Source organism: Paracoccus fontiphilus, assembly GCF_017356265.1.
GTDB classification, from domain to species: Bacteria; Pseudomonadota; Alphaproteobacteria; order Rhodobacterales; family Rhodobacteraceae; genus Paracoccus; species Paracoccus fontiphilus.
In genome coordinates this window covers 23074-30245 of record NZ_JAFNAW010000045.1, presented here as the reverse complement: position 1 = coordinate 30245, position 7172 = coordinate 23074, and the positions used below count along the sequence as shown (strand labels likewise).

The 7172-nt window shown below is 68.5% G+C and carries 10 protein-coding genes; 8 read left to right on the top strand and 2 right to left on the bottom strand.

What is annotated here, in order from left to right:
• From J0F76_RS14515 to J0F76_RS14495, 5 genes are all read left to right on the top strand, one after another.
• Positions 1-268, top strand: a 268-nt coding sequence (locus tag J0F76_RS14515; protein ID WP_207470523.1) for a tyrosine-type recombinase/integrase, incomplete at its 5' end; no start/stop codon positions are given.
• A gap of 59 nt (positions 269-327) precedes the next feature.
• The gene (gene msrA, locus J0F76_RS14510; protein ID WP_207470521.1) at positions 328-903 is read left to right on the top strand and encodes a peptide-methionine (S)-S-oxide reductase MsrA; all 576 of its coding nucleotides are present in this window, start codon (positions 328-330) and stop codon (positions 901-903) included.
• Complete coding sequence (locus J0F76_RS14505) at positions 903-1775, top strand: 50S ribosomal protein L11 methyltransferase (RefSeq protein WP_207470519.1); 873 nt, start codon at positions 903-905, stop codon at positions 1773-1775. Before msrA ends, J0F76_RS14505 begins: the two co-directional genes overlap by 1 nt.
• A gap of 162 nt (positions 1776-1937) precedes the next feature.
• Positions 1938-2144 (top strand): cold-shock protein, encoded by a 207-nt coding sequence (locus tag J0F76_RS14500; protein WP_207470517.1) that lies wholly within the window; start codon positions 1938-1940, stop codon positions 2142-2144.
• Positions 2145-2243: 99 nt separating this feature from the next.
• Positions 2244-2492, top strand: coding sequence for a DUF982 domain-containing protein (locus J0F76_RS14495; RefSeq protein ID WP_207470515.1), 249 nt, complete (start codon positions 2244-2246; stop codon positions 2490-2492).
• Positions 2493-2569: 77 nt separating this feature from the next.
• On the opposite strand, the gene J0F76_RS14490 is transcribed toward J0F76_RS14495, so the two are convergent.
• Together J0F76_RS14490 and J0F76_RS14485 are read right to left on the bottom strand one after the other, a co-directional pair.
• Entirely contained in the window at positions 2570-2764 is a 195-nt protein-coding gene (locus J0F76_RS14490) for a DUF1127 domain-containing protein (protein ID WP_207470530.1), read from the bottom strand.
• Positions 2765-2954: 190 nt separating this feature from the next.
• Positions 2955-3674, bottom strand: a complete 720-nt coding sequence (locus J0F76_RS14485; protein WP_207470513.1) for a 16S rRNA (uracil(1498)-N(3))-methyltransferase — start codon at positions 3672-3674, stop codon at positions 2955-2957.
• 15 nt (positions 3675-3689) lie between these two features.
• On the opposite strand from J0F76_RS14485, the gene ubiA reads away from it, so the two are divergent.
• The 3 genes from ubiA (at position 3690) to J0F76_RS14470 (ending at position 7138) form a co-directional block, all read left to right on the top strand.
• Positions 3690-4628, top strand: a complete 939-nt coding sequence (gene ubiA, locus J0F76_RS14480) for a 4-hydroxybenzoate octaprenyltransferase (RefSeq protein ID WP_242690225.1) — start codon at positions 3690-3692, stop codon at positions 4626-4628.
• 63 nt (positions 4629-4691) lie between these two features.
• Positions 4692-6812, top strand: a complete 2121-nt coding sequence (locus J0F76_RS14475) for an OmpA family protein (RefSeq protein ID WP_207470510.1) — start codon at positions 4692-4694, stop codon at positions 6810-6812.
• Between the two features lie 17 nt (positions 6813-6829).
• Positions 6830-7138 carry a coiled-coil domain-containing protein gene (locus tag J0F76_RS14470; protein ID WP_207470509.1) on the top strand — a complete coding sequence of 103 codons (309 nt, stop codon included), beginning with the start codon at positions 6830-6832 and terminating at the stop codon, positions 7136-7138.
• Positions 7139-7172: the final 34 nt, after the last annotated feature.

Below are 7172 nucleotides of genomic sequence, written 5' to 3'. Positions count from 1 at the left end.
GTTCCGGGGCGTGCGCGGCGGGCGGCTGTCGACCGGGTCCGTGGACGCGACGATGCGCGCCGCCCGCGCGGCGCTGGGCCTGCCGCCGACGGCCACCCCCCATGCGCTGCGCCATTCCTTCGCCACGCATCTGCTGGCGGCGGGGGGCGACCTGCGCACCATCCAGGAACTGCTGGGCCATGCCAGCCTGTCCACGACCCAGGTCTATACCGGCGTGGACGACGCGCATCTCATGGCGGTCTACCAGGCCGCCCATCCGCGCGGCTAGTGGTCGAACCGCCCGGCGCCCTGCCGCGTTTGCCCCTGCCTGACCAGAAGGATGTTTCCATGACCACACATGCGATCTTCAACCGGCCGATGGACGAGCCCGTCCCCCAGGGCTTCGACCAGGCGATCTTCGGCATGGGCTGCTACTGGGGGGTCGAGCGGCTGTTCTGGAAACAGAACGGCGTCTGGCTGACGCAGGTGGGCTTTGCCGGCGGCACCGTGGAAAACCCGACCTACGACCAGGTCAAGGCCGGCACCACCGGCCATGCCGAGGTCGTGCGGGTCGTCTTTGACAGTTCCAAGATCAGCTACGACCATCTGCTGCAACTGTTCTGGGAAAACCACGACCCCACCCAGGGCGACCGGCAGGGGGGCGACACGGGCAGCCAGTACCGCAGCCTGATCATGGCCTTCACCGACAGCCAGCGCACCGCGGCCGAGGCCTCGAAGATCGATTACGACAACCGCCTGGCCGTGGCAGGCTTCGGCAAGATCACCACGCAGATCATCGGCCCCGCGCCCTTCTGGCCTGCCCACGAGGCGCACCAGCAATACCTGGAAAAGAACCCCGATGGTTATTGCGGCCTCAAGGGCACGGGGATAGAGGCATCCATGCCCAACCCGGACCCGATCTGATGACCACCTACTCCGCGCTGACCCATGTCCAAGGCCACGACGCCGCCGAAGCCCTTGCCGACGCCTGCGAGGATCTGGACCCCGAGCCCGTCGGCACCGGCACCTTCGAGATCGAGGACGGGTCCGGCCGCTGGGAAGTCGGCGTCTACTTCACCGAGGCGCCCGACGAGATCGCGCTTGCCCTGCTGGCCGCCGCATATGGCGCCAACCCCTTCGCCATCTCCGAGGTGCCCGACGTCGATTGGGTCGCCCATGTGAAGCGGGAACTGACCCCGGTGCGGGCGGGCCGCTTCTACGTCCACGGCAGCCACGACGCCGACACGGTTCCCGAGGGCGTCGAGGCCCTGTGCATCGAGGCCGCGATGGCCTTCGGCACCGGGCACCACAACACCACCAAGGGTTGCCTTGAAGCCTTGGACCGGCTGGCCACCCAGGGCTTCCAGCCGCATCGCATCGTCGACATCGGCTGCGGCACCGCCGTTCTGGCGATGGCGGCGGCGCGGCTGTGGCCTGTTACGGTGCTGGCCAGCGACATCGACGCGGTGGCGGTCGACACGGCGGCGGCGAACGTGATCGCCAACGGCCTGGACGGCCGGGTGATCTGCCTGGAGGCCGCGGGCTTCGATCATCCGATGCTGGAAGACAACGCGCCCTACGATCTGGTGCTGGCGAATATCCTCAAGCAGCCGCTGATCGACCTGGCGCCCGAGATGGCGCAGGTGGTGGCGCCGGGGGGCCGCGTCGTCCTGTCGGGCATCCTGACCACGCAGGCCCAGGAGGTGACGCAGGTCTATGGGGACGCGGGCTTCACCCTGGAACGCCGCGACGATCTGGCAGAGTGGTCGGCCCTGGTGATGGAGCGTCGCGTCTGATCGGCACGCGGTCCTTGTGAAAAAGCCGCGTCCTTGCTATATGGGTCGGGCAAGCGTCTTCTTTACGACCTTCTGTCTCCTTTCGGCTTCAGATGTTTCTGCGACGACACTGGGCCAGGCCATCGCATGTCGCGGATGGCATACATGACAGGAGTTATCACGATGGCCAACGGCACCGTGAAATGGTTCAACGCCACCAAGGGCTTCGGCTTCATCCAGCCCGAGCATGGCTCGAAGGACGTGTTCCTTCACATCTCCGCGCTGGAGCGCGCCGGCATCCGCGACATCCGCGACGGCCAGGCGATCACCTTCGACGTCGAGAAAGGCCGTGACGGCCGCGAATCGGCAACCAACGTCGCCCTGGCCTGATCGGCCCGGCTGCGCATTCCGGGCGGCGGCAGTCCTGCCGCCCGGTTCGATCCCCGGAATGCCACGGCACGGGATCGAGAATTTCATGAAAGAACAGTTTTGATCGAAGTTAGCTGGGGATACCCCCTGTCGTTCGTCCTGCGGGACGGCGACGTGAAGACCTTCACCACCATCGAGACGGCCGCCTACTGGCTGGAACGCAAATGGCCGGTGGATGACGCGCCCCGCGCCCATGCCGCCCGGATGCTGGATGCCGCTGCCCATTGCATGATCCCGGTCGGGACAGCCCGCGCGGCTTTCAGGGACGCGGCGCAATCCGCCGGTTTCAGGTCCGTCCAGGCGCATTGAGCCCGCGACAAGAACAGGAAAAAACCCCCTCTGCATCCGCATTGGGGGTTCGTTCGTCTTGAAGGGATGGCTATGGCTTAGAAGCCGCGCGCGATCCGCTCGATGTCGCCGCGGCACAGACCGATATCATCCAGCTCGCGATCCGACAGGCGGCTCAGTTCCCGACGGGTCACGCGGGCATCGTTCCACGCAGACAGCATCGAGAAGAAGTTCGCAACGACATTGCCAACGCCACCAGCAGCATGACTGCGGTTCAGTTCCATCGTCGACATTTTCATCACCTGTTTCAGAAGTGCCCGACCATCGGGCATTTGCTTCATGCAGCAGGATATAGATTGGGCAGGGTGGAAAGAGTAGCCGCGAGACGGTCAATGCCGCTATGCAGCACGTGCAGATTTAGAATGGGTTAAGACGCGGACAAGGTCGCTTTTCGCCCTTGGAATGCCGCATTGCAGCATCAGTTCATTGCCAATCCCCAAGCGCGGCCTGCCACAGCGCAAGTGCCGCGACGGCAGCCGTGTCGGCGCGCAGGATTCGTGGTCCCAGGCTGATGCGACTCACGAAGGGCAGCGCCGACAGGCGGGCGCGCTCGGCGTCCGAAAAGCCGCCCTCGGGGCCGATCAGGATCGCCCAGGGACCGCGCGGCAGGCCCGCCAGCGTTTCCGCAGGCCCTGCCATCGCCTCGTCCGCCCAGAGGATGCGGCGCGTGCCGCCCCAGCCATCCAGCAGGCGGGACAGCGGCACCAGATCGGCGACGGCGGGGACAAAGGTGCCGCCGCATTGTTCCGCCGCCTCGACGGCATGGGCCTGCAGGCGATCCTGGCGGATGCGTTCGGAATTGGTGAAATCGGTCTGCACCGGCAGGATGCGCGCGGCCCCCATCTCGGCCGCCTTTTCGACGATGAAGTCGGTGCGCGCCTTCTTGATGGGCGCGAAGCACAGCCACAGGTCGGGCGGGTCACGCTGGGGCGCGACCTGGTCCAGCACGTCCAGCGACCCGCCGCGCTTGGCTGCCTGCGCGATGCGCGCGGACCAGGCGCCGTCGCGGCCGTTGAAGACCTCGACCACGGCGCCGGGGGACAGGCGCATCACGCCCCCCAGGTAATGCGCCTGCGCGGCGTCCAGCGGGACGGGTTGTCCCGCGGCCAGCGGGTGATCTATGAACAGCCTGATCCTTGCCATGATGGGCCAGACGCTATGCAAAGCCGGACGGAAAGACCAGACGCCGTCGTCGACGCGCCGAAGGGAAACTGGGTGGACACCGCCGCCCCCCCGGCCTGGAGGCCCTGGTTGCGGCTGTCGCGTGCCGACCGGCCGATCGGGACATGGCTGCTGCTGCTGCCCTGCTGGTGGGGCATCGGGCTTGCCATGATGGCCGACGGTCCCCGCTGGGTGGACCTGTGGATCGCCATCGCCTGCGGCATCGGCGCCCTGGTGATGCGCGGGGCGGGCTGCACCTGGAACGACATCACCGACCGCGACATCGACGACAAGGTGGCGCGCACCCGGTCACGGCCCCTGCCCTCGGGTCAGGTCACGCTGCGCGGGGCCTACCTGTGGCTGGTGGCGCAATGCCTTGTGGGCTTCGTGATCCTGCTGACGCTGGACCGGGCGGCGGTCTGGATGGGCGTGGCCTCGCTGGCGCTGGTTGCGGTCTATCCCTTTGCCAAGCGGTTCACCTGGTGGCCGCAGGTGTTTTTGGGCCTTGCGTTCAACTGGGGCGTCATGCTGGCCTATGCCGCGCATATGGGGCGGCTGGACGCGGCGCCGGTGGTGGCGTGGCTGGCGGGCATCGCCTGGACGATCTTCTACGACACCATCTATGCCCACCAGGACGTCGAGGACGACGCCCTGATCGGCGTGAAATCCACCGCCCGCCTGTTCGGGCGGAACAGTCCGCGCATCCTTGCGGGGTTCGCGGTGCTGACCGTCCTGCTGCTGGCGATCGCCATCTTCCTGACGGGTCGCAATCTGTTGATGGGTTACGCAGGCCTTGCCGGGTTTGCGGCGCACCTGGCCTGGCAGTTGCGGAATTTCCAGCCGGAACAAGGCGCTGTCTGCCTGCGGCTGTTCCGGTCGAACCGCGATGCGGGTTTGATCCTTGCGCTGTTTCTTGCCCTTGCGGGACTCGTCTGATTGCGCGGACCCCGGCCCGCCGCTAGATCGGGGGTCCAAGGAAACAGCCCAAGGTCATGGCTCATGCCCCGCAGGCGGCTTGCCTCGTCCATCGCCACGCTTCTTGTCCTGTCCGCCGCGGGCGGGCTGTGCTGGCTGGGTGCCGACACCGCCGCCAGCTATATCGAGCAGCGGTCGCGCCAGGACGTGCAGCAGGCGTTGCAGGCCTCGGGGCAGGACTGGGTCCGGGTGGCGACGGACGGGTTGCAGGTGCGCCTGACCGGCACCGCGCCGACCGAGGTGGACCGTTTCCGCGCCACGACCCAGGCGGGCACCGCCGTCGATCCGTCGCGGGTGGTGGACCGGATGACGGTCGCCTCGGCCGAGGCGATGACGCCGCCCGACTTCAAGACGGAACTGCTGCGCAATGACCAGGGGATCTCGCTGATCGGGCTGGTTCCCGCCTCGACCGACCGGGCGGGTCTGGTGCGTACGCTGCGGGCCGAAACCGCCGCGCCCCAGGTGACCGACCTTCTGGAAACCGCCGACTATGCCGTCCCCGAGGGCTGGGACGCGGCCATCCGCTATGGGCTGCAAGCCGCGCAGATGGCGACCCAGGCCAAGATCTCGGTCCAGCCGGGGCGGGTCACGATCTCGGCCATCACCGACAGCCCCGACGAGAAAGGGCGGCTGGAATCCGCGCTGCGCGAGGGCCTGCCCGCAGGGGTCGAGCTTGTCACCGACATCTCGGCGCCGCGCCCGGTCATCGCGCCCTTCACGCTGCGATTCGTCATCGACGAAGGCGGCGCCCGCTTCGAATCCTGCGCCGCCGATACCGAGGAAGGCCGCGACCGCATCGTCGATGCCGCGGTCAAGGCGGGGGCCGGGGGCGTCCCGGCCTGCACGCTGGGGCTTGGCGCGCCTTCGCCCGACTGGGCCGATGCCGCCGCCGCCGCGATCGGGGCAGTGGCCGACCTGGGCCGGGGCGCGGTGACGCTGTCGGATGCCGACGTGGCCCTGGTGGCGCCGCCCGGCGTGGCCAAGGCGGCCTTCGACAGGGTCGTGGCCGGATTGCGGGACGCGCTGCCACCGGTCTTTTCGCTGCAGTCAGAACTGGAAGCAGCCCCCGACAAGGCCCTGCAGGGCCCGGCCGAGTTCACGGCCACCCTGTCCGAGACCCAGGCCTTGGCCATGCAGGGGCGCATCAGCGACGACCGGATGCGGGAAACCGTGGACAGCGTGGCCCGCGCCCGCTTTCTGACGGTGCAGGCCGACCTGGCGAACGACCCCTCGGTCCCCGGCGGCTGGACGGTGCGGGTCATCGCCGCGCTCGAGGCGCTGGATACCCTGCAATCGGGCAGCCTGCGGGTCACGCCCGACCTGATCCGGATCGCCGGCACCTCGGGCGATCCCGCCGCCCCCGAAACCGCGGCGGCACGGCTGGCCGAACGCCTGGGGCCGGGCGTCGCCTATGAACTGGCGATCCGCTATGACCGGCGCTTGGACGGGACGCTGAACCTGCCCGACGGCCCGGAATGCGTGCGCCAGCTGAACATCGTGATGTCGGAATCCGAAATCGGCTTCGAGCCGTCCAAGGCCGCCATCGCGGGCGATCCCGCCCCCACGCTGGAGCGGCTGGCCGCCATCATGGCCGAATGCGCCGACTTCCGGATCGAGGCGGGCGGGCATACCGATTCCCAGGGCTCTGACGGGTTCAATGCCGACCTGTCGCGCGGCCGCGCGCAGGCGCTGGTTGCCGCCATGACCGATGCGGGCATCGACACCTCCAGCATGACGGCGCGCGGCTATGGCGAAAGCCAGCCCATCGCCTCCAACGAGTCCGAGGAAGGGCGCGAGGAAAACCGCCGGATCGAGTTCCGCCTGCTGTCGGATTACCCGGTGCGCAGCGCGCCCCTGCCCGCGCCCGTGACGCTGTCGGGCGTGACGGCCAAGCCCGCGCCGCCGGACACGCCCGCCCGGGATCTGATCGGCCCCGTCCAGCCGGACACCGCCGCGCCGCAGCCGCAGATGTTCGGTCCCGCCATGCCCCAGGCCAGCATCGGGCCGATGGCCCCGGCGACGGTCGGTGCCAGCGAGGTCTTCCAGACGCTGGACGAGCGCGAGGAAAACCTTAGGCTTCCCGTCCAGACGCCGACGCCGGACACGCCGCGCCCCTCGCCCCGGCCGGACGAACCCGCCCCCTGATTGCAAGCTGGACCCGCATGAATCGCACCGAATTCATCACCGCCACCGCCCTTGTCCTGTTCGGGGCCTTTGTCCTGGGCTGGTTCGCCTGCTGGCTGATCGGGCGGCTGACCCGCCCCACCCATGCCGATCTGGGCGATCTGGAACGCAAGCTGCACGGTACGGAACGCGAACGCGACAAGGCCATCACCCTGATCAAGGAACGCGACAGCCGCCTTGCGGCAACGCAGGCGGAACTGGAAACCGCCATGGCGGGCCTGCGTGAAAGCCGCGCCGAGATCGAGGAACTGCGCGACTACATCGAACGCAAGCTGGCGCGGCGGTAAGGAACCCCGGCCCAAGCCACGGCCGCGCGACAGG

Bases quoted from the DNA above. Each gene is read 5' to 3' on its own strand.
- msrA (WP_207470521.1), top strand. From the start codon at position 328: ATGACCACACATGCGATCTTCAACCGGCCGATGGACGAGCCCGTCCCC.
- J0F76_RS14505 (WP_207470519.1), top strand. From the start codon at position 903: ATGACCACCTACTCCGCGCTGACCCATGTCCAAGGCCACGACGCCGCC.
- J0F76_RS14500 (WP_207470517.1), top strand. From the start codon at position 1,938: ATGGCCAACGGCACCGTGAAATGGTTCAACGCCACCAAGGGCTTCGGC.
- J0F76_RS14490 (WP_207470530.1), bottom strand. From the start codon at position 2,764: ATGTCGACGATGGAACTGAACCGCAGTCATGCTGCTGGTGGCGTTGGC.
- J0F76_RS14485 (WP_207470513.1), bottom strand. From the start codon at position 3,674: ATGGCAAGGATCAGGCTGTTCATAGATCACCCGCTGGCCGCGGGACAA.
- ubiA (WP_242690225.1), top strand. From the start codon at position 3,690: ATGCAAAGCCGGACGGAAAGACCAGACGCCGTCGTCGACGCGCCGAAG.
- J0F76_RS14475 (WP_207470510.1), top strand. From the start codon at position 4,692: ATGCCCCGCAGGCGGCTTGCCTCGTCCATCGCCACGCTTCTTGTCCTG.
- J0F76_RS14470 (WP_207470509.1), top strand. From the start codon at position 6,830: ATGAATCGCACCGAATTCATCACCGCCACCGCCCTTGTCCTGTTCGGG.